This is a genomic window from Polynucleobacter sp. AP-Sving-400A-A2 (assembly GCF_018688155.1).
Taxonomy (GTDB): Bacteria; Pseudomonadota; Gammaproteobacteria; order Burkholderiales; family Burkholderiaceae; genus Polynucleobacter.
On the sequence record NZ_CP061312.1, the window covers coordinates 1,302,549 to 1,328,886 of the forward strand.

22 protein-coding genes are annotated in these 26,338 nt (G+C 45.2%); 4 read left to right on the forward strand and 18 right to left on the reverse strand.

All coding sequences use genetic code 11. The annotated features are described in order from the left end of the window. Positions 1-8: 8 nt before the first annotated feature. From pufL to C2758_RS06960, 11 genes are all read right to left on the reverse strand, one after another. Positions 9-833: a photosynthetic reaction center subunit L gene (gene pufL, locus C2758_RS06910; RefSeq protein WP_215327531.1), complete on the reverse strand. Its 825-nt coding sequence runs from the start codon at positions 831-833 to the stop codon at positions 9-11. Between the two features lie 85 nt (positions 834-918). Beyond that, the gene (gene pufA, locus C2758_RS06915; RefSeq protein ID WP_215327532.1) at positions 919-1,125 is read right to left on the reverse strand and encodes a light-harvesting antenna LH1, alpha subunit; all 207 of its coding nucleotides are present in this window, start codon (positions 1,123-1,125) and stop codon (positions 919-921) included. A 261-nt stretch (positions 1,126-1,386) separates the two neighbouring features. Beyond that, entirely contained in the window at positions 1,387-1,539 is a 153-nt protein-coding gene (gene pufB, locus C2758_RS06920) for a light-harvesting antenna LH1, beta subunit (protein WP_112294336.1), read from the reverse strand. Continuing rightward, the gene (locus tag C2758_RS06925; protein ID WP_215327533.1) at positions 1,536-1,685 is read right to left on the reverse strand and encodes a hypothetical protein; all 150 of its coding nucleotides are present in this window, start codon (positions 1,683-1,685) and stop codon (positions 1,536-1,538) included. The genes pufB and C2758_RS06925 overlap by 4 nt, the downstream gene beginning before the upstream one ends. Next, positions 1,682-3,139, reverse strand: coding sequence for a chlorophyllide a reductase subunit Z (bchZ, locus tag C2758_RS06930; protein WP_215327534.1), 1,458 nt, complete (start codon positions 3,137-3,139; stop codon positions 1,682-1,684). The genes C2758_RS06925 and bchZ overlap by 4 nt, the downstream gene beginning before the upstream one ends. Next, positions 3,139-4,677: a chlorophyllide a reductase subunit Y gene (gene bchY, locus C2758_RS06935; protein WP_251369163.1), complete on the reverse strand. Its 1,539-nt coding sequence runs from the start codon at positions 4,675-4,677 to the stop codon at positions 3,139-3,141. Before bchY ends, bchZ begins: the two co-directional genes overlap by 1 nt. Positions 4,678-4,701: 24 nt before the next feature. Beyond that, positions 4,702-5,709, reverse strand: a complete 1,008-nt coding sequence (locus C2758_RS06940) for a chlorophyllide a reductase iron protein subunit X (protein ID WP_215327535.1) — start codon at positions 5,707-5,709, stop codon at positions 4,702-4,704. Next, complete coding sequence (bchC, locus tag C2758_RS06945) at positions 5,706-6,653, reverse strand: chlorophyll synthesis pathway protein BchC (RefSeq protein WP_215327536.1); 948 nt, start codon at positions 6,651-6,653, stop codon at positions 5,706-5,708. The genes C2758_RS06940 and bchC overlap by 4 nt, the downstream gene beginning before the upstream one ends. A gap of 164 nt (positions 6,654-6,817) precedes the next feature. Then, positions 6,818-7,933, reverse strand: coding sequence for a methyltransferase (locus C2758_RS06950; protein WP_215327537.1), 1,116 nt, complete (start codon positions 7,931-7,933; stop codon positions 6,818-6,820). 38 nt (positions 7,934-7,971) lie between these two features. Further along, positions 7,972-8,874: a polyprenyl synthetase family protein gene (locus C2758_RS06955; protein WP_215327538.1), complete on the reverse strand. Its 903-nt coding sequence runs from the start codon at positions 8,872-8,874 to the stop codon at positions 7,972-7,974. Positions 8,875-8,884: 10 nt separating this feature from the next. Then, positions 8,885-12,703 (reverse strand): magnesium chelatase subunit H, encoded by a 3,819-nt coding sequence (locus C2758_RS06960; protein ID WP_215327539.1) that lies wholly within the window; start codon positions 12,701-12,703, stop codon positions 8,885-8,887. 256 nt (positions 12,704-12,959) lie between these two features. Here C2758_RS06960 and bchI point away from each other — a divergent pair, with 256 nt between their 5' ends. Together bchI and C2758_RS06970 are read left to right on the forward strand one after the other, a co-directional pair. Beyond that, entirely contained in the window at positions 12,960-14,006 is a 1,047-nt protein-coding gene (gene bchI, locus C2758_RS06965; RefSeq protein ID WP_215327540.1) for a magnesium chelatase ATPase subunit I, read from the forward strand. A 27-nt stretch (positions 14,007-14,033) separates the two neighbouring features. Then, positions 14,034-15,962 carry a magnesium chelatase subunit D gene (locus C2758_RS06970; RefSeq protein ID WP_215327541.1) on the forward strand — a complete coding sequence of 643 codons (1,929 nt, stop codon included), beginning with the start codon at positions 14,034-14,036 and terminating at the stop codon, positions 15,960-15,962. Here C2758_RS06970 and bchO read toward each other — a convergent pair whose 3' ends face one another. Both bchO and C2758_RS06980 read right to left on the reverse strand, forming a co-directional pair. After that, positions 15,963-16,814: an alpha/beta fold hydrolase BchO gene (gene bchO, locus C2758_RS06975; protein ID WP_215327542.1), complete on the reverse strand. Its 852-nt coding sequence runs from the start codon at positions 16,812-16,814 to the stop codon at positions 15,963-15,965. It lies immediately after the preceding gene. A gap of 3 nt (positions 16,815-16,817) precedes the next feature. Beyond that, positions 16,818-17,744: an alpha/beta fold hydrolase gene (locus tag C2758_RS06980; protein WP_215327543.1), complete on the reverse strand. Its 927-nt coding sequence runs from the start codon at positions 17,742-17,744 to the stop codon at positions 16,818-16,820. A gap of 61 nt (positions 17,745-17,805) precedes the next feature. On the opposite strand from C2758_RS06980, the gene C2758_RS06985 reads away from it, so the two are divergent. Next, positions 17,806-18,789 carry a protochlorophyllide reductase gene (locus tag C2758_RS06985; RefSeq protein ID WP_215327544.1) on the forward strand — a complete coding sequence of 328 codons (984 nt, stop codon included), beginning with the start codon at positions 17,806-17,808 and terminating at the stop codon, positions 18,787-18,789. A 16-nt stretch (positions 18,790-18,805) separates the two neighbouring features. Here C2758_RS06985 and bchL read toward each other — a convergent pair whose 3' ends face one another. From bchL to C2758_RS07010, 5 genes are all read right to left on the reverse strand, one after another. Continuing rightward, entirely contained in the window at positions 18,806-19,711 is a 906-nt protein-coding gene (gene bchL / locus C2758_RS06990; protein WP_112294323.1) for a ferredoxin:protochlorophyllide reductase (ATP-dependent) iron-sulfur ATP-binding protein, read from the reverse strand. A gap of 39 nt (positions 19,712-19,750) precedes the next feature. After that, positions 19,751-21,319 (reverse strand): ferredoxin:protochlorophyllide reductase (ATP-dependent) subunit B, encoded by a 1,569-nt coding sequence (bchB, locus tag C2758_RS06995; protein WP_215327545.1) that lies wholly within the window; start codon positions 21,317-21,319, stop codon positions 19,751-19,753. Then, on the reverse strand, positions 21,316-22,599 hold the full coding sequence (locus C2758_RS07000; RefSeq protein WP_215327546.1) for a ferredoxin:protochlorophyllide reductase (ATP-dependent) subunit N: 1,284 nt from the start codon (positions 22,597-22,599) through the stop codon (positions 21,316-21,318). The genes bchB and C2758_RS07000 overlap by 4 nt, the downstream gene beginning before the upstream one ends. A 261-nt stretch (positions 22,600-22,860) precedes the next feature. Then, positions 22,861-23,064 (reverse strand): hypothetical protein, encoded by a 204-nt coding sequence (locus C2758_RS07005; protein WP_215304520.1) that lies wholly within the window; start codon positions 23,062-23,064, stop codon positions 22,861-22,863. 78 nt (positions 23,065-23,142) lie between these two features. Next, positions 23,143-24,153, reverse strand: coding sequence for an NAD-dependent epimerase/dehydratase family protein (locus C2758_RS07010; RefSeq protein ID WP_215327547.1), 1,011 nt, complete (start codon positions 24,151-24,153; stop codon positions 23,143-23,145). Positions 24,154-24,488: 335 nt separating this feature from the next. Here C2758_RS07010 and C2758_RS07015 point away from each other — a divergent pair, with 335 nt between their 5' ends. Beyond that, complete coding sequence (locus C2758_RS07015; protein ID WP_215327548.1) at positions 24,489-26,261, forward strand: ABC transporter transmembrane domain-containing protein; 1,773 nt, start codon at positions 24,489-24,491, stop codon at positions 26,259-26,261. Positions 26,262-26,338: the final 77 nt, after the last annotated feature.

The window sequence follows — 26,338 nt, forward strand, 5'->3', positions numbered from 1 at the left end:
AATTCCTCTTAACGCCAAATTGGCAAGTTCAACCACCAACCCCACCACTCCGGCCAACCACGAGACCAGAATGGGCCGCTAATCACAATACAAACCGCGCTCCAAAAAACCGCTGCTAAGGCTAGAAATAATCCAACTCGGTGAATTCCTAAGGTACCAACTGAATAACCAATCGTGTCTCTAAAGAAGGTATCTTCATGTTCAGGCGTTTTAACAAACTCGCCTTTTTGTGGATTTGTAGACGACAAAACTAAACCGCCGTGTAATACCAAAGCAAAGGTGGTGGTGAAGAATAAAGTCACCGCAATCATATGCGCTGGGTTGTAATGAAAATGGAGGTACTGATAGCCTGTATTGGAGACCCAGTCCAAGTGACTCAAGATGCCGTAAGGAAAGCCATGACCCCATGCACCTAATAGTATTGGCCTAACGATAACCAAAGTGAAATAAGCAAATACCGCCATTAAGTAGGCGTAGGGAACATGAAGTCCCATACCGAGCTTTCGACAAATCTCCATTTCTCGCAAGGCCCACGAAAGGAATGCACCTAAAGCACAAACCGTAATCAGCTGCCACAGCCCGCCTTCTAGCAAGGGGGCAAAACCAAGTCCATAACTAATGTCCGGTGGCGCGATATTGATCTGCCAAGGGTTCCATGTTGGACCCTGTGAAGCACCCCACAAAATCAGTGCGGTACCTAAAAAAGAAAATAAAACGGTGGTAACACCAAAAAATCCGACGTAAAACGGCCCCACCCAAAAATCGAATAAGTCCCCACCGACTAATGTACCGCCTCGAACGCGATACTTTCTTTCAAAACTAAGCATGGCCATTTTTTATGCTCTCCGATGAATGGATAAATAGGGTTGAGCTAAGAAGCGATTTAACCTAACCCTATTCACCATTTTTTTATACAAATTACTTTGCTGCTGGAACTGATGGTGGCATTGCAGAACCTGATTTAGCTTCCATCGCCTTAAACTGGGCTTGGCTTAAACCATCCAACCAGTTGAAACGAACACTACTTAGCAAAATCAAGTGAATCATTGCTGCAAGACCAAACAGGAAAACACCTTGAACAACCATTGATCGCAATGGATCATAAAGTTTCCAAATTCTCCACATAATCTTCTCCTAATTTAAATAAGACATAAAACCATAAACTGCCGACCTCGTACCATCGATAAGCGATTTTTCTTCAGCTCCAGGAAGCCAAGAACTCCACTTCGTTGGCAAAATCTGGGTAAATAAAGAAATAACAAAACACACTATGAAACATAAAATAAAAATAAGATTAAAAGTGATTGAGTCTTCTCTAATCATATTTTTTTCTTTGCTAATAACGTGATCCATTTTCATATCATTCCCCTAAGATTTATTCCGATTTCAATGGAACCAAGGACGCCATGCCCAAACCAAAATATGGGCAACTACAGCTATAGAAGTAAAACCAACTAAACCTTGGATATACAACTGGTGAAACTCCTTGGCTTCGTCATCAGTAAGGCCAGATATTGAACCTGTTCTGTGATCGCTCATAACCAATTACCTCCTTCAAAAATAGCCTTGCGGCCGTTACCGCGCTTAACCCGCGCGACATGGGCTGTAGCGTACGGCATGCCACATTCCGTTTTCAACAAACCAATTGATTTGTTGTAATTGACTTTTGTTGAGGAAGAACTCATGCCTCGACCTCCTCAGTAATTTCTTTGCAAGAAGACTTCACTCTGGCAGCTGTAATTCTCTCTTCGCCAGCCTTCTCTGCATCTTGCTCTACACGATCGCGCATCTCTTTAGCAGCAGAAATCTGGATTAAAACCGGTCTAGTTTTAATAAAGTCAGCCACTAGTTTTTGAGCATCTTGATCCCAAGGCAAGGCATTGGAACGATAAGTACGCGTTAATGAGGAATCGACTTTATCCATATCGGTACCCAATGGCAGGATATAAAAGAGTGCATCGAACAAACCATTACAAAATTCTTGAATGATGTATGTCGCACCGGCATAACCCATAAATGGGGTGCCGGTATGACGGCGAATAATCGCACCAGGGAAAGACGAAGGAATGTAAGAGGCTTTACTACCAGTTTCAGCCAGATACATTCTTTCGTTGTAGCTGCCAAACATTACTAGCGGTGGCTTCTCTTTGGTGAGCTTGCGAACCTCTTGATTATTGGTTTTCTCTCCAGGCTTTCTAGGAACTGCAAAGCTGCAAGGCAGACCCATCTCATCTGATAAGAAATGACGAATACCTCGGGTATAAGTTTCATTAGCAACCACTGCATAACTGGCTGTACTGAAAAAATCTTGAGTCACTGAACGCCATAAGTCCCAAATTGGCTTAATGGTGGTGTGTTTTTCACGCTCAATAAATGGCTCAGGATCTAAGCCCAATAATTCACCTAGTTTGCGCAAGAATTGAGTAGTGCTATGCAAACCCAGTGGAGCTTGCAAATAGGGACGCTCTAGAGCTTCGCAAAGCATACGACCAAATTCACGATACATACAGATATTCACGTCTGCATTCACTAAATTCTCAACTTCAGCTAAGTGAGAACCTAATGGGAAGACCATATTGATATCAGCACCAATACCTTCAACTAGACGGCGAATCTCGGCTAGATCACTAGGCATATTGAACGTACCGTAGCAGGGTCCAATAATATTCACGCGGGGCTTTTCGCCTTCGGCTCTTGGTTTACGTTCTGGAATCTTGCGAGTGCCGTATTCACTCCATAACCAATACATTGCGCGATTAGCACATTGCCATTGATCTTCATCGATGGTTCTTGGTAAGAAACGGGCAATATTCATACCCTCAGGAGTAACGCCGCCGCCAATCATTTCTGCAATAGAGCCGGTTACGACTACAGCCGGAAGATCAGGATCTAAAGTGGCATGGGCACGTTTCATTGCGCCCTCAGTGCCTTCACGACCTAACTGCTCTTCCTCTAGACCGGTAACTACAATCGGCAACTCATGTGGAGGTAGCGCATCGGTATAGTGCAGGACTGAAGTTACGGGTAAGTTTTCACAGCCAACTGGTCCATCAATAACTACCTGCAATCCTTTGATAGCAGTAAACACATATACTGCACCCCAATATCCACCAGCACGATCATGATCGATGACAAACATTACATCATCTCCTCAGCTTTGCGCTTCTTCAATTTTTTCTCAAGCTTGCGACGGACCTCGGCCTTGAACTCTGGGTGATCTTGTGGAACATTCTCCCAAACCCCTGATTTATAACCAGATCCAACATCGCCAAAGAAAGCCTTCATCTCATCAAAGCGCGCTTGATTACCAATCGCAGCATTGATCACTTGCGCTAGCGATCCAGCGCCCGCAGGACCCATCAACGGTCTTGCTGAAATCAAATTCGTAAAGTAAAGCGAAGGAATGGAGGCTTGCTTAGCTGCTTGAACTACTGGAGTAGTTCCAATTGCTAAGTCAGGCTTGAACTCTTTCATTGCAGCTAAATCTTGCTCTAAAGAGGCGCGGAATTGAACGTGAACGCCCTTTGCCTCTAACCATTCGCGATCTTCATCACTCCAAGGAGTGCGTGGGCATGCTGAGCCAACGTAACGTACATCAGCGCCACTCTCAATCAGCAAACGTGCCACGATAAGCTCTGAACCTTCGTAACCACTTAAGGTAATGCGTCCTTTAATTGGAGCAGCAGCAAGCACACCCTTAATTGCTGGGAGGATACGGTTTTGTGCAGCTGCAATTAAATCTTGTGGAGTATTTGTGGACTTGCCAATAGCTTCCAACCAACGAGCAGTACCCTCGTAACCTACTGGGGCAGAGCCAACAATGGAGCGTCCTGCCGCTTCAAACTCACGGATACACGAAGTATAAAAAGGATGTAATGCAGCCACCGTTACACAATCAAGCGCCTGATACATTTCACGCCATTCGCGAGTAGGTACTGAAGCGCCGACTGCTAAACCCATCGGCTCAATCATCATGCCAATACCAACTGGATCAGCGGGGAAAATTTCACCTAATAAAGTAATCGTTGGCTTGCTTGAGCGACCAGCGCGAGGTGCTTGGACTGGACCAGACATCGCTTCATTACGAGCGTAATTGAGCATTGCGCCAGCCAATACATCCTTTGCCTCAGCATGAGTTGGCACGCCGAAACCTGGCACATCAATGCCGATGATACGTACACCATTAATTTCTTTTGGTAACAATTGCAGTGGCACACCACTAGCAGTTGGTACGCATAAATTAATGATGACGATAGCGTCATACTTTTCTGGATCAGCTTCTTGATAGACGGAATCACGAATATCTTCAAACAACTTACCAGTAACCAATGTCTCTGAATTAAATGGCACATAACCAACGCTTCGGCGTGCGCCATAAAAATGGGAAGTAAAAGTGAGGCCATAAACGCAGCATGCAGAGCCAGAAAGAATAGTGGCAGTTCTGCGCATTCTCAACCCTACACGTAATGCACCAAATGCAGGACACATACTTTGCGGCTGATCATGTGGTCCCTTGGGATAGTCTTTTGCATACTGCTGCAATGTTTCTGACTTACCCGCAGCCTTTGCCGCAGCCAGCATCTCTGCTTCACCAGAATGACAACCTAAGCCATCTCCTAGCGTCGGATCAGTTTTTAACTTTTCCTCTGGGGTAATGGGAATAATTGTTTTATTCATAACGGCGTATTGCTCTCTATTTCTTTAGGCTTGGTCGTAGATAACTTCGAGTGTTTTCTTAATGACTTCGTCTTTACCCATCATGTCCTTAACGGTAGCGGGCTTCAAAACTACATCGCGACCAGTAATTTCTGAGGAGAACAAGCCCAACAGTTCGTCTTGAGTTAAAGGCTTTGGACGTACTGGCGGAGCTTCTGAAACATTAGTAGCGAGCTCTTCGAATAGCGGAGCCCACTGTGTGCCAGGCTGGCCAATAATTTCATAACTAGCACTCTTGCGACGAATATCTTCGTTCGCAGGGATAGCCGCTAAAACTGGAATACCAGCCTTCTCAGCAAAAGCCTGAGCTTCACCGGTTAAGTCATCTTTATTGATCACCATGCCTGCTACACCAACGTTACCGCCTAATTTACGGAAGTACTCCACCGCTGAACAAACGTTGTTCGCAACATAAAGAGATTGCAAATCATTACTAGCAACCACGATCACTTTTTGGCACATGTCTCGAGCGATCGGCAAACCAAAGCCGCCGCAAACTACGTCACCCAAAAAGTCGAGAAGTACATAGTCAAATCCCCAATCATGGAAGCCTAATTTTTCTAATGTTTCGAAGCCATGAATAATGCCGCGACCACCGCATCCACGTCCCACCTCTGGACCGCCTAGCTCCATCGCAAATACACCATCACGAATAAAGCAAACATCACCAATCGAAACAGACTCGCCGGCTAATTTTTTCTTAGAGGAGGTTTCAATAATGGTTGGGCAAGCTTTACCGCCGAACAAGAGTGAAGTGGTATCACTCTTTGGATCGCATCCAATCAATAAAACTTTCTTGCCTTGTTGAGCCATCATGTATGACAGGTTGGCAAGGGTAAAGCTCTTACCAATACCGCCCTTGCCATAAATAGCAATGATTTGGGTTTCTTTAGTCACTGGACCAGTGGAAACTGGATCGGGCTCAATAGCAGCCTCCTTTTTTAAGTCCATAAACTGAATTGTTGCTGTTGCTGGGATGTCTGATGAACTCATTGCAGATTTCTCCAATCTAGAACCATTTTTAAACAATCAACATTATTGAAAGCCGTGTGATAGGCGGCATTTGCATCATTCGGTGAAGAACGATGCGTAATCAAACCATCCAAACTTAATTTTCCGGACTCAACTAAATCTTTTATTGCCACTAAATCTCCAGGCGCCCACTGCGCCGCAATGCGAATGCGTGCTTCTCGCATAAAGGCCTGAGGGAATGAGAAAGAAATCGTGTCATAAAATCCTGCCAAAACAATTTCTCCGCCAGGAGCAAGGCAGCTGATCAGCGTATCAACTAAGCGGGCATCACCACTGACATCCACAATCGTTTTATATTTTTTAACTTGATCATCTTTGGGATCTATTGCGTCGTAACCTACGGCACCTTCACGGCGCCCTGCATTGGTCTCCCACACTACCGGGCGCTTACCCTTAGCAACTGCAATCCGTGCAATTAAGCGGCCTAATACGCCATGACCAATAATCAAATCTGGCTGCTCTTGTCCAGGACCAGAAGTCACGTGGTGGCCAGTCGCAGCTAAAGCAAAAAGGATCGCTTCTTCACCCAAATGATCTTGAATAGCAATTACGCGATTACTATCCACGACCACCCGCGATGCCGCGCCACCAAACAAGCCTTTAATCTCTCCGTAGCACTTTGCTCCAGGAACAAATACTCTTTGACCGATCTTTAAATTAGAATCTGCACCCGCTTCCACTACTCTGCCTACAGACTCATAACCAGGCACCAATGGATAGCCCATGCCAGGAAAATTCGGCATTTTTCCAGTCCACAATAATTTTTCTGTACCAGTGCTGATTCCGCTCCACTCCATATCAACCAAGACATCAATGGGGGTCATGGGGGTTAATTCAAGATCGGTAAGAGCAACACTTTCTGGTCTTTCCAGAACGATCGCTCTTGTTTGATATTGACTGGTCATTTCTGGCTAAGGATTCTTTTTTTTGGATTAAAAGTGTACAAAAATATTTACACTTTGTTTTTAACCTGTATTTACCAATTTGTCATCTAGGGGTTTTCTCTACTAACCCAATTAATTTGAAAAAACCTGTACGGATAGGTCTTTTACAAGGTTTATCAGCTAATTTAGCCAGGTTTATTGCACTGCAATATTTGAGCATTTAACGGCATATAAGAATTTAGTAGTCTGATACCCGTAAAGCCAGCTTGACGTAATAAACCACTAATTTCTGCTTCAGTTCTAGGTCTTCCCCTGCCCATTGCTAGGAGATAAAAGCCAAAATAAGCATGTCCCATTGCCTCAAATCCCTTGGTCTCGGCCATAGGCTCTGCAAGCAATAAAGTCCCACCTGGATTGAGGGCGTCAAACACATTGGCAAGCAACTGCTTTACTCGAGCGTCATCATGATCAAAGATGACTCGAACAAGGGTTGCCAGATCACAACCTTTAGGTAGAGGGTCTTGAAAAAAGTTTCCGCCTACGGCCTGCGCTCTATTCGAGAGACCAATTTCCTTAAAGTGGGCATTAGAGAGCTCTGCCACGCCAGGAATATCAAATAATTTAAAAGTAAGGTGGGGGTAGCGCTTAGCCAATCTTTTAATAAATACACCTTGGCCGCCACCGATGTCTAAAACAATGTCGTGCTTAGCCATTGGATAGGCATCGATAATCTCATCCGTCACCAGTGATTGGGTATGAGCCATCAATCTAGAGTAGTCAGCAACTGTTTCTGCGGATAAATTTTCTGGTGCGGCGCCCTGCTCAGGCGTGATGTAGGACCAGTACTCATTTAGAGCAACAGAACTTTTATCGCCCTGTAACAAAGCTATTGGATCGGACAAGTCGCGATAAAAATCAGCATGGTGTTTGACCATATCCAGAATGGCAACATTGCCGACTAATGGAGCGCTTTTCATACTGAGGGCATAACGATCATCGCTACGCTTGACCAGCAACTGGATAGCAACTGCTGCATCTAGTAAACGCCTTAAGCCGGCCGGCTTTAAGGATACTTGTTTTTGAAGATCGTTAAAGCTCACGGCACCCTTTGCCAAGATGTCAAAAAGATTAACTTGGGTGCAAGCAAGCAGAACTTGGGTGTAGACAAAGCCTGCCATTAAATCAAAGATATCGGAGGCTTGCCTTCTGACTATCCAGCGAGTGAGTGGAAAACGGGTAGCCCAGCGTTGAAAGCTCGGTGAGGCAATTAGACGATTACGCCAATCGAAGAAACGTTCCATGAATGGCAATTTATGAATGAGAAAAAACAGGGTGCGGCTTAAGAATGACTAGCTTGGCTAACTAGAATCTTTCTCTCTTTATCCTTAAACCAATCTGATGGCACTAGCCGCTCCGACTCTTGCCGCACTAAGCCGCGCAACATTTTCTCGCCTTTGCAATGCGGTATCGAGGCAATTGCCTTTTGCACTAATTCATCAAAACGTTGTACTGCTCCCGTTAAACCTAAATCTTTTGCAGAGCTGGGACGATTATGAGCAATGTCCTGACCGCAAGGTTTTCCTAAAACACTCTGGTCTGCAACCACATCACGAATATCATCCGCTACTTGATAAGCTTCGCCGAGCCACTCCCCCAACGGTCTCCAAGTCGCTGCATCAGCTCCAGCTGCTTGTGCACCAGCAGCAGTCGCCGCCTCAAATAGAGATCCAGTTTTGGCTCGCTGGTAATCAACCAAATCTACTTTTGATTCACACTCCCAGGCTTGGCCAGCAACAATTCCATGGGGGGATCCCACGCTCATTGCAATTGTGTTCATCAATGGGGCTAGGCGGAATATTGAACGAGTACCTGAGCTTGCTAGACACTGAAAAGCCAAAACGATGAGGGCATCGCCCGCGAGAACAGCAATACGCTCACCATAGGCCGCGTGTACCGAAGGTCTGCCACGTCGCAACTCCGCATCATCAAAACAAGGCAAGTCATCGTGGACCAAAGACGCACAATGCAATAACTCAATCGCACTAGCAGCCGCATTGGATAGAGCTGGATCATCATCCCCGCAAGCGGATGCTACCGCTAAACACAATTGAGGACGAATTCTGGCTCCACCAGGAAACACTGAATAGTGCATTGCCTCCTGCAACAACTTTGGACCCTGTTTAGAGTAGGACAAATGCATTGCATCTTCAAGGCTTTGGTTGATTCGATCTAGCATATTCATATTCATTTCCTCAAGCGGCTACAGCAACGTTGTCATAAATACCTTCGAGACGATCCTCAAGCTCATCATTTGCTTCTTTCATCTGCTTCAGCATCTCTGCATCAGGCTGCCAGTAATTTCTTTGTGATGCCTCTGTAAGGCGATTCGCTAATCGCGCCGCGGCAGTAGGATTGAGCTTTGCCAAACGTTCCCGCATTTCTGGGTTCAGCATGAAAGTCTCAGTCAGTTGCTTATATACCCAGGGTTGAACTTGGCCTGTAGTTGCTGACCATCCCATGGTGTTGGTGATATGAACCTCAATTTGTCTTACGCCCTCGTAACCACTCTCTAGCATGCCTTCATACCATTTTGGATTGAGCATACGAGTACGAGTTTCTAAAGAAACTTGTTCCGAGAGAGTTCTGACGGCGCCTTCGCCCTTCGTTTGGTCACCGATAAATACCGGCACATCAGCCCCACCCTTTGCCCGCTTCACTGCCCTAGTAATGCCGCCCAAAGTATCAAAGTAGTTATCAATCGTAGTAACTCCCAACTCCATCGAGTCTAGGTTTTGATATGTCATTTGTACATCGGATAAAACACTCTTCAACAAAGCGTTATTTTGAATCGGCACACCGGCGCGTCCAAAAGCAAAACCTTTTCTACGGGTATAGGTTTCAGCGAGCTCATCCTCTTCTTCCCACACGCTGTTTTCAACCATATTACTCACGTTCGATCCATAAGCGCCATCAGCATTGCCATAAACCCGGAGTGAAGCAGTTTCTAAGTCACATCCATGTTCTTTTTGGTAAGCCAAGGAATGTTTACGAATGAAGTTTTGCTCAAGCGGCTCATCTTCAGCAGAGGCGGCCATAAATGCGGCCTCAGCTAACAATTTAATCTGCAAAGGTAGGAGGTCTCGGAAGATTCCAGACAAAGTAATGACTACGTCGACTCTTGGACGACCAAGCTCGCTCAAAGGAATTAATTGTGCGCCAGCCAATCGGCCATAACTATCAAAGCGTGGTTTAGCGCCCATCAATGCGAGAGCCTGACCAATTTGCCCGCCCTCAGATTTCAAGTTATCACTACCCCATAAAACCATCGCAATCGATTCTGGGAGCTCATGACTATCCTCTTGGTACTTATCGAGAATGCGCTGAGCTTGCTTAGCGCCATCCTTAACAGCGAAGACGCTCGGAATTCTAAAAGGATCAAAGCCATGCAAATTACGGCCTGTAGGGAGCACTTCGGGGTTGCGCATCACATCACCGCCTGCAGCAGGTCGAATGAAGCGCCCGTCTAAGGCATCCAACATCCCAGTCACCTCAGTCTCTGCAGACATCAGTTCATTAGACTTAACCATCTTGCCAAATAAATCTTCTAGAGTTTCACGACTACCCAATTCAAGTAACTCCGGATTGGCATCGATCACTTTGTCAAACTTCTCACCATTCATGAGAGCCTCGACTACGACATCCTCTATAGGGTGATCCAATGCCACATCAGCCATCGCTTTTAATAAACCAAAGCGCTCAGCAAGTGGAGGTACAGCCCCAACTACATGCAAGCCATGGGGTATTAAGGTGTACTCGAGCTCAAGCAATTCATTAAAGAGATTGCTCACTGTATTTTGCAAGCCCTCCACATCAGACTTGTCCCATACGGGTTCCGCTTTACATAGATCAATCTCTGCAGCTTGGGCCTGAATCAATTCAGCTAAATCAAGACGTTCTTGATGCGCATCTACATCCAAGGATCTAAAGCGCTCGATAGAGGCTTTCAAATCTGCCAAGCCAGCATACAAACCTGCTTGCGTTACCGGAGGCGTGAGGTAACTAATCAGCGTTGCACCAGAGCGACGCTTCGCAATCGCACCCTCGGAAGGATTATTCGATGCGTACAAATAAATATTCGGTAGATCATTTATTAAACGATCTGGCCAGCACGCGCCACTCATACCGGTTTGTTTGCCAGGCATGAACTCCAGTGCACCATGCGTACCAAAGTGAATCACTGCAGTAGCAGCAAAGTCTTCCCGCAAGTAACGGTAATAGGCAGAGAAAGCATGAGTCGGAGCAAAGCCACGCTCAAACAACAAGCGCATAGGATCACCTTCATAACCAAAAGAAGGCTGAACAGAAATCAGTATATTGCCGAACTGTTTGCCAAGCACAAAGATCGAGCTACCGTTTGAAAGTTGCTTACCTGGGGCTGGACCCCATTGAGCTTCGATTTCTTTTAACCAGCGTTCACGACGCACATGATCATCTACGGGAATCAAGGTATGAACGTTAGCATCTGCACCATATTGCTGAGCGTTGCCTTTTAAAATGGAGTCGCGCAACTCATCAACCGATTCTGGAACATCGACGGTGTAGCCACGGTCTTTCATACCGACTAATAAATTCTGCAGCGACTGAAATACGCTGAGGTAAGCTGCACTACCAATATTTCCGGCATTTGGCGGGAAGTTAAACAATACGATACCTACCTTGCGCTCTGCGCGTTCCGAACGACGCAGGTCAACTAACTTACCTACACGTGCAGCTAGCATCCCAACACGCTCGGTACAGGTAAACATATCCTGAGGATTGTGGTCATCCGTAAATGAACATTGCTTATGACAACCAGTGCAAGTCGTGCCAGATGCACCAGGACGTCCGCCATAAACCATCGGGATAGTAGAACCGTCTAACTCAGGAATAGCCACCATGATGGTGCTCTCAACTGGAAGTAAGCCGCGCTCAGAACTACCCCACTGCTCCAGGTTCTGAAACTCTACTGGGTGAGCAGCAATGTAGGGAATATCTAATTTAGCCAACACCTCCTCAGCTGCATGGGCATCGTTGTAGGCTGGTCCACCCACCAAAGAGAAGCCCGTTAAAGAAATCATGGCATCGATGGTCGGCTTACCATCTTGACTAAAGTAGTCATCAATTGCTGGACGAGCATCTAAGCCAGCAGCAAAAGCAGGCACTACCTGCAAGCCTTGAGCCTCTAATGCGGCAATAACTGGATCATAGTGACCGCTATTACCAGACACCAAGTAAGAGCGAAGGACTAAGAGTCCTACTCTGCCACGCGCTTTTGCATCCGGCACTACCTTAGGTAAATCGCTTAACTTATTGCTAAGACGATTCTTCATGCGGGGGTGATATACACCAGAATCTGGATATTCAACGGGATCAAGTGCCTTAGCATTTTTACGCAAAGTCTCACGCGAGCCTGAGGCGTAGCGATTGATGAGGTTGACCATCATGTTGTACATATTTTCTTGAGAGCCGCCCAACCAATACTGCAGCGATAAGAAATAAGCTCTGAGGTCTTGTGCGGTACCCGGTACAAAGCGCAACATCTGTGGAATCACGCGCAACATTTTCATTTGCTTTGCGCCAGCAGTCGAAGCTTTACTCTTGCCATCTTTATCTTTGGCGCTTGGGCGCAACTTTTTGAGCATCGCCATTAAACCACTAGCTGGCTGACTCATATCCAGCTTGCCAATTTTTGTTAACTTAGTAACATCTCCTGCAGACATGGCGCAAACCATGGCATCGCAATGTTCTCGCCTTGCTTTGAGATCATCCAGGATGGGTAAATAGTGATCCTCCAAGAACAACATTGTGGCAATCACAATGTCGCCACTAGCAATGTCATCCTTACAATTTTGTAAATGCTCTGGATTACCGGCAAACTCACTGGCTGAGTGAATCTTTAAAGTCGCCCCCGGAATCGTCTTCTTGAGGTCCTCATAGGCACGGTTTGCGGCGCTATTTAAATGAGTATCCATCGTAACAAGCACCAGCTTGATAGACTCATGCAGATTGGAAGCTTTTGTTTTTGTCAGCATTAAATAAGTTTTATTAAAAAGGTCAAATTTGAAAAATTTACTTTTTACTTTTTTGTCTTAGTTTGATTCTTTAAGATTCCTACAATACTGTCAACTAAAATTGACACTTTATTTCATATAAAGCTATCATTTAAGGGTAAATCCTAGTAAAAATTTAATGCCATATATTTATGGGATTAATCACTCATTGATTGATTTGCTGCTGTGCAATAAATCAAATATGCAGGTTTGAATTACACAATTTCAAGGAATCTGAATGGCACGTAACTACCCTTTCTCGGCAATTGTTGGTCAAGAGGACATGAAATTGGCAATCCTGATTGCGGCCCTCGACTCGAGTGTTGGGGGCGTGCTAGTGATGGGCGACCGCGGTACCGGCAAATCCACAGCAGTGCGCGCACTAGCCGCATTACTTCCAGAAATGAGCTCAGTCCAAGATTGTGTCTATGCCTGCGATCCAAATGCTGCAAGCGGAACTTGCCCAGTGTGCGATGAACTCAGAGCCAAACTCAAGGTTGGCGGCAAACTGAAGGCCATTAAGAAAGCTGTGCCAGTAGTTGACCTGCCATTAGGCGCCACTGAAGACCGAGTGATTGGCGCGTTAGATATTGAAAAAGCCTTGAGCTCTGGAGAAAAAGCATATGAGCCAGGCCTACTTGCTAAAGCACATCGCGGCTTTCTGTATATAGATGAGGTCAATCTTTTAGAGGATCACCTAGTCGACTTATTGATAGACGTTGCTGCTTCTGGCGCAAACGTAGTTGAGAGGGAAGGCTTGAGTATTCGTCACCCAGCTAAGTTTGTATTAGTCGGAAGCGGAAACCCAGAGGAAGGTGAATTACGTCCACAGCTATTAGACCGTTTTGGTCTTGCGGTGGAAGTCAAGACGCCTCAAGAACCAAAGTCTCGGGTAGAAATTATTAAACGTCGCGATGAGTTTGAGCGCAACCAAGAAAAATTCATGGCGATCTGGGAAAAAGAAGATGAGATCATTCGACAACAGATCCAAGCAGGTAAAAAGAAATTGCCTTCAGTCAAAGTGGATGACGATATGCTCGAGAAAGTCACTCAACTTTGCAGTCACCTGGGAACAGATGGCTTGCGTGGCGAATTAACACTACTGCGCGCAACTCGTGCTTATGCAGCCTTGTGCGGAAAAAATCATGTCACGATTGAGCATCTGAAAAAGATTGCAGTACCCGCCTTGCAGCATCGTCTCAGGCGTAACCCCCTAGATGATTCTAGCTCTGCTGTGCGAGTCAGAAGAGCCTTAGAAGAGTTATTCCCTGAAGCAAGTAAGTAAGCAAGATCAATCAATAAATACAGTCTTTTGGAAACTCCAGAACAAACCCAAGAGATCAGCAAGAGTGCCAAACTCGAAACCTGGTTGCGGGCGCTCCAGGTTGCTCAACTCTTAGTCATCAATCCACATGGTCTGGGAGGCGTGATTTTGCGTGCGCGTTCTGGGCCTGTCAGAGATCGTTGGCTAGCTTATCTCAATACCGTTGCTCAATTAGGCGGTATGCGCATGCCCTTGCGTAAAATGCCACTTGGAATTTCTGATGAGAATCTGATTGGCGGTATCGATCTTGATCAAACTTTACGAACTGGTAAAGCTGTTCTCAGGCAGGGACTCCTCGCTCAATGTGATCAGCAGTTATTACTCATGCCAATGGCTGAAAGAGTTGAAGTAGGTGCCGTAGCAAAAGTGGTGAGTGCCTTAGACAATGGATTCATTGCGATTGAGCGTGATGGTCAAAGCCGTAGAATTGAAAGTCACTTTGGTGTTGTTGCTCTAGATGAAGGCATCGAGGATGACGAACAACCTAATGAAAAAATTCGGCAAAGAACTGCCTTTCTTTTAAACCTCGACATCATCGGCTGGAGAGATTTACCAGAAACAGATGATGATTTTTTGCCGGATACGCAGTCACTGGATTACGCTCGAGAAAATTTCTCAAATGTCAGCATCAGCGAAGATAGTTTGAGCGCGCTTGTAGGCGTTGCTGAGCAACTCGGTATTTTTTCAATTCGTGCTTTGAACTTAGCACTCAATACTGCGAAATGTTTAGCTGCTTTTGATAGGGAATCAGAAGTCAGTAGCATGCACCTCCAGCGCGCTATTGCTTTAGTGTTATCACCCAGAGCAACCCGCTTACCGCAAAGTGCGCCTCCGCCTGAAGATGAAAACGAAGCTCCGACTGATGAAGAACAATCAGATGAGCAGCTAGAAGAAAACGTAGATCAAGATCAGCCGCCTCCGCCAGAACCTACTGAAGATCAAAGCCAGGATCAAGAAAAAAAGGAAGAGAACGAGAAGGATGAGGATGAGCCTGAGAAAACAGATTCAGAAAATCCCCAAGCTCTCGATGATGAAATTCTCGAAGCTGCTCAAGCAGCAATACCTGCCGATCTCTTGTCTCGCCTAGCTGATTTAGCGGATTTGAAAACGCCTAAAGGGATGGGCGGAAAAACAGGCGCTGTCAAAGTTGGGCGTGTGCGTGGGCGCCCCCTAGGCAATATGCCCGGCATGCCTGAAGGCGGTAAAACCTTGAGCATTATTGATACCTTGCGAGCTGCCGTTCCTTGGCAAGGCGTGCGTAGAGCAGAAATGAAGGCGGCTGGTAAATCTATCCCCGCAGGAAAAATCCTCATTCGCAAAGAAGATTTTAGAATCAAGCGTTATCAAGAGCGGACTCAAACTTTAACGATGTTTATTGTGGATGCTTCTGGTTCCTCGGCGATGCATCGTCTTGCTGAAGCCAAGGGTGCTGTAGAACTTTTATTAGCTGAATGCTATGTAAGGCGTGATCAAGTAGCAGTGATGTCATTTAGAGGTAGTGTTGCTGAACTCGTTCTTGCCCCTACACGATCATTGGTAAAGGCGAAGCGCGCCTTAAGTGGGTTACCAGGTGGAGGGGGCACTCCTCTATCGCGGGCTATTGATGAATCTTTTGAGATAGCTAGCGCATCGATGAGAAAAGGCCTTACTCCCGCTCTCGTATTCTTAACGGATGGTCGAGCCAACATTGCTAAAGATGGCTCTCCCGGCAGACCGAAAGCAATGGAAGATGCTCAGCAGTCAGCACGCGCTGCTTCTCATTACTCTTTTAAATCCTTATGGATTGATACATCACCGCAAGCTCGAGATGAAGGTAAAGCAATAGCAGCAATGCTTGGCTCGATGTACCTGCCCTTGCCGAATGCAGGTGCAAACGAAGTTTCTCAAGCAATTATGCAGGGGCTTAAAAAGGCTTAGCTAAGCTAGCCCCTCTAGAATCATCTTCGCCACTCTGCTTGGCTCAAGCTCATGCATGATGTGACCGCCCTCCCACTTCACAATCTCTGCGGCCGGGAAATAATCCCCAATAATCTTCTCTAGAGGCCTCGCTGGAATCCACGCATCTTGATTACCTAATACACAAATTAATTTACCGTGATACAAATTAGCCTCGGCTAACACTTTTTGAATGTCTGCTGCTGCCATGAAATTCATTGAGCCGCGCACGTGGTCTGAGCGTTCAAAAAGTTTGCGGTAATACACTCTTCGGGCCTCTGGCAAATTGGTATTTGTTGAATCTAATAACTTATCCACCATTCCCAAACTAGGTGATAGTGAAGCAAGCAAACTAGAGAGTGTTGAAGATCTGGTAATTGGGCCTAAGAGCGGTCCAAAGAAACTAGTGTAAACAGGTGGTGGTGGTATAAAGGACGGGTTTAAAGCAATGACTAGCTTTGGCTGTTTTGCTGCAGCTACCGCAAAACGTACCGCTAGGGGCCCCCCAGCAGAATGCCCTACTACGATCGAGGGCGCTTCAATCCCCAATTGCTCGATGAGTTTTTGCAATGAATGCGCAATGACATCTAGCTTGAGGTCTTCTAATTTTGCACCCTGGGTAAAAGCGTGGCCTGGTAAATCTGGCACTAGCACTTGCGCATGGGGCTCTAATAGAGGAATCAAATCTGACCAAGAGTGGGTTGAACTTCCAGTGCCATGCAGTAGCAAAACTACTGGGCCCTTACCTGTGAGCTGAACATGCCAATCTAAATCTCCAACAGAGATAAGCCTGCTATGTTGTCGATTGGGCCAATCTAAGGGTATGCGTTTCATGACTTATAAAAACTCTTTGAGAGCAGCAAGACCGATGGCTGGCTGCTCTTCTTGCGGTAAGTGTCCAATATTAGGCAAGGATACTCTCTTAGCATTGGGCATCACCTTCAAATAATCATTGGAATTGGTAATAGGGATAAAAGCATCTTTTTCACCCCAAAGTAATAATGTGGGCACCTTGATAGTTGCTAAAGAAGGAATTGGGTCTTGTAAAACCGTTTGCTGCATACGAGCCAAAATTGCCCCCCTCACTCCTGGGGCTAGCATTAGATCGTAATAGCGATTTACCAAAGCATCATTTAATGTTTTTGGATTAGCGTAAGCTGGCTCTAGATTCATCGCCAAAAAAGTTTTAGAAAAGAAGTAGCGATAAAGCTCAGCGATGGCGGGAACCTCCGTCTTTTTACCGTACTCCATTCCTGGGCTGGCATACCCATCTGGGGATATGAGTACCAACTTGGCAACTTGATCCGGGTAACGTGCAGCAAACTGCCAGGCAAACTTTCCGCCCATTGAATTACCAACCAGCACTACCTTCGGAATCTGCAATGCTTTTAAGAAGGCTTCGATGACTTCCACACTTCTCTGATCGGTATAGATTCCACTAGGGTCCTCACCCGTCAGAGCAAAGCCTGGTAAATCAAGGGAAATAACACGGTACTCACTACTTAAAGCCTCTGTCCAGGCATCCCAAGTCTGCAAGCTAGATCCGAAGCCGTGCAAAAATAAAATGGGGACTGGATTTTTAGATGGTCCAGTGTCCTGATAATGAATATTGACTCCCAAGGCACTGACATAAGCAGTTTTAGGTGATCCATAGACTTTCTCCAACTCTGCTTTAGACTTGTCAGGAGTCCATAAATAGAGAGCAGCAAGAAATAGAAATGCCGTTATTACAACAGCAATAATCTTGAGTACTTTTAGATACATTGCGTCTAGCCTTAAAATGACAATAATTCATTATTACCAAAACTAAGACTGTAATAGAAAAATGACCTCCACTACAACTCAACCGCTTGCAATTATTACCGGATCCTCATCTGGTGTTGGTTTACATACTGCCAAGGCCCTTCTAGCCCGAAATTGGAGGCTAATACTGGCAGTCCGAGACCCAAAGAAAATGGAGTTGGTTGCCAAGGCCCATCAATTCGATTCAAGCCAATATGAAATCTGGCAACTGGACTTAGGCAATCTGGACAGCGTTCATGCATTTGTAAAGCGCTTTAATGATAGCGGTCAAAAACTCAATGCCTTGCTCTGCAATGCCGCAACCTACTTACCCCTCTTAAAAGAACCAGCACGCTCGCCTCAGGGATTTGAGATCAGCGTAGCTACGAATTACTTTGGGCACTATGTATTAAGCAGAATGCTGCTAGAAAATCTCAAGAAAACGGCAGCAAAAGGTGAGCATGCTCGCCTTATAACTTTGGGAACTGTGACGGCAAACTCAGAAGAATTCGGGGGCAAGGTCCCGATTCCAGCCCCTGCAGATATTGGCGCTCTAGAAGGCCTCATGGCTGGATTTAAGGCACCGATTGCCATGATCAATGGAAAGCCTTTTAAGCCAGGCAAAGCCTATAAAGACAGTAAGTTATGCAATATGATCATGAATCGAGAGTTGCAAAAAAGATATCACGCAAACACTGGGGTGATCTTCAATACCCTCTACCCTGGATGCGTAGCTGAGACGGCACTCTTTCGAGATACGCCCCCACTCTTCCAGAAAATATTTCCTTGGTTTCAGAAAAACATCACTAAAGGTTTTGTAAGTCAAGAACTGGCTGGCGAGCGTGTTGCTCAGGTAGTAGCAGATCCTCGCTTTACCCAATCCGGCGTTCACTGGAGTTGGGGTAATCGTAACTCCGCTATCAGAGAGCCTTTTGCTCAAGAGCTCTCCATGAAGGCCAAGAGTGAAAAACTGAGCAAGGATCTTTGGGAAATTACAGCCAAGCTCGTTGGCATGCCCAGCGATTAAACAGCTAATAAGCTATTTAATCAAAGCCGAGCAAATCAAATATATCCCGATCTTTCATCGGGATAGATGGCAATGGATCCGCTCCGAGCCAGAGTGCTGCAGCTAGACGCATGTACTCTTGCTGGACTAATTCAAGCTCAGGCGAGTATTCCATTTCAAATAAAGTGGATTTCTTCAAGCGACTACGACGAATCACATCCAGATCAGGAAAGTGAGCCATAGTCTTTAATCCTACTTGAGAATTAAATTTATCGATTTGATCAGTATCTTTACTACGGTTCGCAATGACACCGCCCAATCGAACGTTATAGTTTTTTGCTTTTGCACCAATTGCTTGAATAATGCGATTCATTGCAAAGATAGAATCAAAGTCATTAGCAGTAACAATTAGTGCGCGATCAGCATGCTGTAATGGTGCAGCAAAGCCACCGCACACTACGTCACCTAAAACGTCAAAAATCACGACATCGGTATCGTCTAGCAAATGGTGCTCTTTTAGAAGTTTCACGGTCTGACCGACAACGTAGCCACCACAACCCGTACCAGCTGGCGGCCCGCCTGCCTCTACACACATCACGCCGTTATAACCCTCATAAACAAAGTCTTCAACGCGCAACTCTTCAGAATGAAAATCTACCTTCTCAAGTACGTCGATTACGGTAGGCATCAGTTTTTTGGTGAGAGTGAATGTCGAGTCATGTTTCGGATCACAACCAATCTGGATAACCCGTTTTCCCAATTTAGAAAAAGCGACTGATAAGTTAGATGAGGTAGTGCTCTTACCAATACCGCCTTTGCCATAGATTGCAAATACTTTAGCCTTACCAATTTTCAAGTTGGGATCGAGTTGAACCTGAAGACTGCCCTCGCCATCAGGCGGAGCGCTGCGAAAATCTGAAACGGGTATGTTGATTGCTTTCATGCTTTCTAACCTTCACTCTTCTCGACACGAGGTCGATATTTAACTTCTAAAATGTGCCTTTGCATCATACAAAGTTTCTAATGTAATGCTCATAAGCCCCTGCTCTACCGCATAACTCTCTGTATTTCTTCTGGCTTTACCCCTTACAAAAAAGGGAATCTTATTGAGTTCTTTTTCTGCATCAGTTTCCCAAGCGGGCGCCCCATTTTTAGAGGGGGCCATAGCAGGTGATTTATCTAAGTTTTCTTTGGCAGGAGCGGAGGCATGCCCTAGATGCGATGGCATGGCACCGTCATGAAATTCAAAATCCCCTTTAAACATGCCAATTAAATGCTCTTCTAGACCCATCATGAGAGGATGGACCCAAGAATCAAATAATACGCAAGCACCCTCAAAACCCATTTGGGGAGAATAGCGGGACGGAAAGTCTTGTACATGAACTGGAGATGAGATCACTGCGCAAGGTATTTTCAAGCGCTTAGCAATATGGCGTTCCATCTGAGTACCCAGGATTAACTCTGGTTGAAGCTCAGTAATCTTTTCTTCAACTTCTAAATAATCATCTGTGATGATTGCTTCAAGCCCAAGTTCGGCAGCTGCTTCACGTACTTCACGAGCCAATTCGCGACTATAGGTTCCCAATCCAACTACCTTAAAGCCCATTTCATGAGCTGCTACTTTCGCCGCAGCAATTGCATGGGTAGCATCACCAAATATAAATACTCGTTTATTGGTGAGATAGGTTGAGTCTACCGATAAGGCATACCAACGCGCCTTAGATGATTGGCTTAATTTTTCGACATCACATTCAATACCGGCTAACTGGCAGACTTCAGCTATGAATGCTTTAGTACCTTTAAATCCAATAGGAATCGTTTTGGTTGAGGGTTGACCAAAGCTGCGACTCATCCAAGTTACCGCAGTATTTGCAGTCTCTGGATATAAATTGACATTAAAGTCAGCCTCATGCAAGCGCGCAATACCTGCTGGATCAGCACCCAGTGGCGCAACCACATTGATCTCAATGCCCAAGTCACGCAATAAGCGTGAAATTTCTTCGACATCATCACGATGACGAAACCCTAAAGCAGTAGGGCCTAGAATATTGCAACTTGGCTTTGCGCCAGATGCTCGTGTTGGACGTTGCTGGCCTGGAGGCAAAATAAATGACTGCCCTAATAGGCGGACCATCTGATAAAAGGTTTCAGCTGCACCCCAGTTCTCTTTCTTTTGATATGCCGGTAATTCAAGCGGTAATATTGGCACTGGCAAATCGAGAGCGGCAGCTAATCCACCTGGGTCATCTTGAATGAGTTCAGCCGTACAAGATGCGCCTACCATCAATAAATCGGGTTTAAAACGGGCATAAGCTGTTCTTGCAGCATCTTTAAATAACTCTGCAGTATCACTACCTAAATCGCGCGCCTGAAAAGTCGTATAGGTCACCGGCGGCCGCTTTTTCATCCGCTCAATCATGGTGAACAAGAGATCCGCATAGGTATCTCCTTGTGGGGCATGAAGCACGTAATGCACTTTCTCCATTGCCGTAGCGATTCGCATGGCACCGACATGCGGTGGCCCTTCATAGGTCCAGAGGGTTAACTTCATGCGGCCTCCGCCATCATGAGCTTCGCTTTTCTCGTTAAGGGTCGAGCAAACAACTCCGCTAGATCAGCCGCTTGATTGAATCCTTGAATCGGCGTAAAGACAAGCTCAATAGACCACTTAGTCGTAAAGCCCTCGGCTTCTAATGGATTAGCCAAACCCAGTCCACAAACGACCATGTCTGGTTGTTGCTCACGACAACGGTCTAATTGATTCTCTACATTTTGACCTTCGGACAATTGAGTCTTGGGATCCAACATCGCTAGCTCTTCTGCCATGTGCTGACGATGCAAATATGGAACGCCAACTTCCATCAAACTCATGCCCAACTCTCTATTTAAATAACGCGCTAACGGTATTTCCAACTGAGAGTCTGGGAAAAAGAAAATAGATTTGCCCTGCAAGACTGCGCGATGCGGTTCAAGTGATTTATTGGCACGATCCCTTTGTGGAGCAATCACTTTTTCAAATACCTCAGGAGAAACATTCAAAGCTGTAGCAGCGGCTGAGAACCATTTTTCCGTTCCTTCTACCCCCAATGGAAAAGGCGCAGCAATTCTTTGAGCACCCATATTTTCTAAAAATCTAGCGGTATCCGTCAGAAATGGCTGAGCTAATAAATATTTAGTCTTTGGGCCGACAACGATTCTTTGCGTAGATTCGCGTGGCGGGAAAAAAGCAAAAGACTTTAAGCCCAGATCTTTAAAAATACGATGAAACTGATCCTCGACAACATCAGCTAAGCAACCCACCACCAATAACTCAACTTCATCAGATTGGTTAGATTTAGGTAAATCCTGCACTAGCGCAGCCAAACAAGCATCCTCACCTTGGGTAAAGGTTGTTTCAATACCGCTGCCAGAGTAATTCAGAATGCGTACATTCGGCGCAAATGTTTTACCCAAGCGTTGTGCTGCCCTTGATAAATCCAACTTGATCACTTCAGAAGGACAAGAGCCCACCAAGAACAAGAGTTTGATATCTGGACGACGCTCGAGTAATTGCTTTACCACCTTGTCCAATTCATCATTTGCATCTGCAAGGCCAGCTAAATCACGATCATCAATAATGGCAGTTGCAAAACGAGGCTCTGCAAAAATCATCACTCCTGCAGCAGACTGAATTAAGTGTGCACAGGTACGGGAGCCGACTACCAAAAAAAAAGCATCCTGAATTTTTCGATGTAACCAGATAATCCCAGTGAGCCCGCAGAAAACCTCTCTTTGACCACGCTCTTTTAAGGGCTGGAAATCTATCTTCACTTCCTGGGTTACAGAATTCAATTCTGCCCCCTGGCGTTGATATACGACTTGAATTGAAGATTAAAGCTGTGAATCATGGGATTAATTTCAAAAAGGGTCAGGCAGCGAGAAAATAGTTATGTAACAAATATCTTACACAATAAAAGCTTCTAAAGAGCTATTAGATATAAGTGTTTATACCCATCAATTAACCAAGATCAAGAAATGACTTATTCACGAATCCAATGAAAAACCCCCAAATACTGGAGCATTTAGGGGTTTTTACTACCTAAGAGTAGAGCCTTATCTTTGTGACTTTAGTAATGCCTTGAACGTCAGGACACTCAGAGCAATTGCAATGCCTAGCGACACTAAAAACATGGCAAATTTGGATTGGGTCTGACCTGTAGGGAAGATCAGATAGAAGGCAACAGTAATGCTGACCACCATTCCAAAAAATCCCGCTATCTTGGAAATCCGATCTCTCATGTCGTGAAATTTAAACATACTCAGCATCCTTTCAGGTTTTATAACTTTTATACAAAAAATTATTGAATAATTATTTTTTGGATAGTTGTGAAAACTTTAAACTGCGTCTTTGCTTGAGTCAACATTACTAGGGTATACCCTTGGCCTAATAGTTGATTTCTCTATCTCAAGCATGCCGTCTTCCATGGCATGACACGGCTCATAAGCAAATTGATCTTTGGCCTTTTGAATGGAGACAGAAAAAGGATGCGCCATTAAGTGCACCATTTCTCGAATTAAGGGAGGCTCACCACGAAGTGGCAAGTATTTCCAGCCATTTTCTGTAAAACGCGCAAGGGGTCGGGCAAAGGAACGGGGTATGGACAAGGTTGGCACCTTGTAATGACCCGCTTTCAGTCTCATGCTCATCCATTGCCTAAATTGCATTGGCGGTCCATCGCTGATAAAAAAACTTTCTTGATTTGAGTTCGACAACAGCGCTTTTTTAACCGCTTCACAAAGATTTTGAATATAGCAAGTTGAGAAGAGGTAATCACCTTGATCAAACCAGCCAAATTTATTGAGATCTGCAGCTTTGCCTAAGATCTGATCAACGACGTCGCCTTTACCCCAAATAGTTGCGGGCCTCAGACTCAGAGTACGAAAAGTCTCATCACCGGCTTGAAGAACCCACTGCTCTGCTTGCGACTTACTATGGCTATAAGGAAAGTTTTGTAATGATGGCAAAGCTCGAGATTCTGCAATGTTCAGATTTTGACCCAATGGATTTTTAGCAATTGAAGCATCACTCATATAAATCAACTGCTTAATACCCGCCCGCCTTGATGACTCTAGAATATTTTTCGTCATGAAAACGTTAGTCTCTAGTAATGATTTTTCTGAATTCCACAACTTCATCTCTGCTGCGCAATGAATTACAACATCTAAACCATGAAGCCTCTTTGATAAACCCTCCACATCATTCAGGCTTCCTGACCAAACCTCAGGATTGGAGTGAGATTCACTATTGATAGCTTGAGGTGCACGAAAGTGGCATACAAGCTCATGCCCCTCTGAAGTCAAAGACTCAATCAAATGACTGCCTACGAAACCACTAGCTCCAGTCAAGAAGATCTTCATTTGCTAAACAGTTGGGCAAGAGATAATGCAGATCTTCCGTAGTAATAAGCGGTGGCTAGCAATACCTTTGGAGAGAGTGCGATTATTGAAATAAGCAATACGATGTAGAAGGACCAATGCTCAGTAGACCCATAGGCACTAAATATAATGAGTCCCAGAAAAATGAGTCTACGCACTTGACCTCGAGGTAGCCAGGGACTTCTTTTGTAGAGGGGCTCTTTATGAGTTACGGAGCTTTCGCCTGTCATCTTCCTGTGATCACTAAAAAACAAATTCAATCTAATCCAAGTGAACTATCATAGATAATTATTAGGGATTATTCAATGACCAAGCAGAGCAACAATACAAATCCCCGTGGATTTCGCACCCTAGCAGCGCTACTCCCTTTTTTAAAGCCGTATAAAAAACAATTCGTCTTGGCTGTCTTTAGTTTGGTGCTTGCTGCAAGCGCCACCTTGGCCGTTCCCTTCTCTTTTAGACAAATCATCGATTTGGGATTTAATACTAACAGCGGCAATCAAATCAATACCACTTTTTTAACGCTATTTATTGTTGCTGGCTTAGTCGCCTTAGGAACTTCTCTGCGTTTTTACATGGTGTCCTGGTTAGGCGAAAAAATTACGACTGATATTCGCTCGGCAGTTTATAGCCACGTCATCAGGCAGAGTCCAGAGTTCTTCGAGTCCACTCATAGCGGTGAAATACTCTCACGCTTAAATACGGATACGATTCTGATTCAGACGCTCATTGGAACTAGCGTTTCAATGGCCATCAGAAATCTTCTTCTATTGGCAGGTGGCTTAGTAATGATGTTTATTACCAGCCCTAAATTATCGGTACTGATTTTCGCTACGCTATTACTAACCATCATTCCAACTGTGATCATGGGTAGACGAGTGAGAAAGCTCTCTCGAAATTCACAAGATAAGATTGCCAATGCCTCTGCTTTGGCAAGTGAAAAGTTAAATGCGATACCGACAATTCAATCTTTTACAAATGAAACAATAGAAATTAATCGTTTTAATCAATCAATTCATACCGCTCTTGATGCAGCCATTACCCGCACAAGGGCGAGATCCTTACTTACATTCGTAGCCATATTATTTGGCTTTACCAGTATTATTTTGGTGCTTTGGCTTGGTGCTTATGCAGTCATGGACAATCAAATCACTGCAGGAGAATTGTCTCAGTTTATTTTGTATGCCGTGATTGTCGCTGGAGCGATAGCAGGTATTTCTGAAGTCATCGGCGATACCCAAAGAGCAATTGGTGCAAGCGACCGCCTGCTAGAACTCTTAAATGTGAAGTCTTCGGTCCAAGCTCTTGCTAATGTGAAATCAATCCCCCAAGTCAATGCAGCTGGCATTGAAGTGCAAATAGACAATCTCAACTTTCACTATCCATCGAATCAAAATAGTGTTTTGACTGATCTATCCCTAGAGATTAAACCCGGTCAAAGAATTGCTATCGTAGGGCCATCAGGAGCGGGAAAGACTACCCTCTTCCAGCTATTGCAGCGCTTCTATGACCCCACTAGCGGAGAAATTCTTTTTAATGGAATCGATATTCGCAAGCTTGAGCTTGAGGCTCTGAGAAAGTTGATTGGCGTTGTTCCCCAAGATATTGTGATTTTTTCAGACAATGCCATGGAGAATATTCGTTTTGGCCGGATGGACGCGACTGATGATGAAGTTCTAGCTGCCGCTCGTCTCGCCATAGCAGATGAATTTATTTCTAAACTCCCAGAGGGATATCAAACCTTCTTAGGTGATCGAGGTATCCGTTTATCTGGGGGGCAAAAACAGCGGATTGCAATAGCACGAGTACTACTAAAGAATCCTGCCCTGTTACTCCTAGATGAAGCCACGAGCGCCTTAGATGCCGAGTCTGAATTACTCGTGCAGCGCGCGCTTGAGGCAGCAATGGATCATAGGACGACTATTGTGATTGCTCATCGGCTCTCCACCGTAAAGCAGGCGGACAAAATTATCGTGTTGGAACATGGGCGGATCATTGAAACCGGTACCCATGCTGATTTAATTGAACGAAGTGGGCTTTATGCTCGTCTAGCTAAACTTCAATTTACTGATCGATAACTGAATATCCCCCTGGGAATGCATTGGGGAGTTGAGAACTCCATAGACCCCTAGGGTTTATACGGATGATTAGAGTA